2 protein-coding genes are annotated in these 1,173 nt (G+C 62.6%); both read right to left on the bottom strand.

Features of this window, described 5'->3' with window-relative positions:
* Positions 1-89: 89 nt before the first annotated feature.
* Positions 90-686, bottom strand: coding sequence for a hypothetical protein (locus HF854_RS12365; RefSeq protein WP_168936553.1), 597 nt, complete (start codon positions 684-686; stop codon positions 90-92).
* Between the two features lie 39 nt (positions 687-725).
* Positions 726-1,082, bottom strand: a complete 357-nt coding sequence (locus tag HF854_RS12360; protein WP_168936552.1) for a tetratricopeptide repeat protein — start codon at positions 1,080-1,082, stop codon at positions 726-728.
* Positions 1,083-1,173 lie beyond the last annotated feature (91 nt).

The raw sequence follows: 1,173 nt of genomic DNA, 5'->3' as shown, positions 1-1,173 counted from the left end.
GATGTGCCGCCATATGGTCTCTCCTCATTGTAAGTGAAGAGATTATAACATACTTTTGAATTTGACGACACTATCTAAGATACGGGTGCCTAACCGGACTGGCGCAGCAGGCCTTCCAGGCCTTGCGTCGTCTGCTGCGATGTCTGGACACCCACTTTGGCCTGTACGTTGAGCATGCCCACAAGCTGCTGCACATGCAGCAATTCCTGCGGGCTGATGGCCGCCCCCTGCGCGGAGACACGCTCCAGCAACTGGCCCAGCTCTTCCAGAACATCCTGGCGGGAGATCCCTTCGCTCTGGAAGACGGCCTGAGGCTCCGTCACCTCCTGCCCGGCGGGGACATCAGCGCCACCGGCTGCGGCGGGCTGCTCCACGGCAAGAGGATTCCCGCTCTGTTCCACAGCAAGAGAGCCTTCCGCCCCCGCTCCGTCAACTGGCGGGCACGGCATGGCTTCCGCCGGTCCCGGCAGGAGCGCCGCTGCCGACGATGCAGTGGGGCCGCCCTCACCGGCCGCAGCTGCGGGGCCTTCTGGCGGAGCCGTGGAGAGCGCTTCCTCGAAGGCCCGCACCAGCTCACGCGACGGCGCACCGGAAGGCCCCCCCCCGGAAGGCTCGCCCGCCCACTGGGAAAGCTTTTCCAAAGCTTCCAGCAGCTTGGTCGCCCCTTGTGCCGATGCGGGGATCATACGCCGTGCCTCCCGGTGGACAAAACGTCATGCCGCCGGTCAGGCGACTTCCATGACGGCCCGGGCCATATCGGCCGCAGCGCAATCCTGCGGAATGGCGGCAAAGGCCTGTTCCGCATCTCCTCTGCGCCCGGCCAGCAGACAGGCAAGGCCACGCATGGCAAGGGCGTCGGCATCAGCGGCATTATCCGCAAGGACCTGGTCCAGGATGGTGAGCGCGGTATCGAAATCGTCCACGACCACATGAGAAAATGCCAGCCCCACAAGGGCCGGCGCGAACCCCGGCCTGAGCGCCAGGACTGCCTGAAAAATGGTCCTTGCCTCCCCGACGAGCCCCTTTTGGCAGGCCAGATTGGCCAGATCCAGCAGGCGGGCCATCTGTTTTTCGGAAACCATATATCTCTCCCGTTTTAGATAGTGTCGTCAAATTATGTTTGCCCACAAAGATATGCATCTGATTTGAACGGCGGCAAGAAAAGATGCACAT

It is taken from the genome of Desulfovibrio piger (assembly GCF_012843875.1).
In the GTDB taxonomy this organism is placed as follows: Bacteria; Desulfobacterota; Desulfovibrionia; order Desulfovibrionales; family Desulfovibrionaceae; genus Desulfovibrio.
This window is presented reverse-complemented; position numbering and strand designations above follow the sequence as displayed.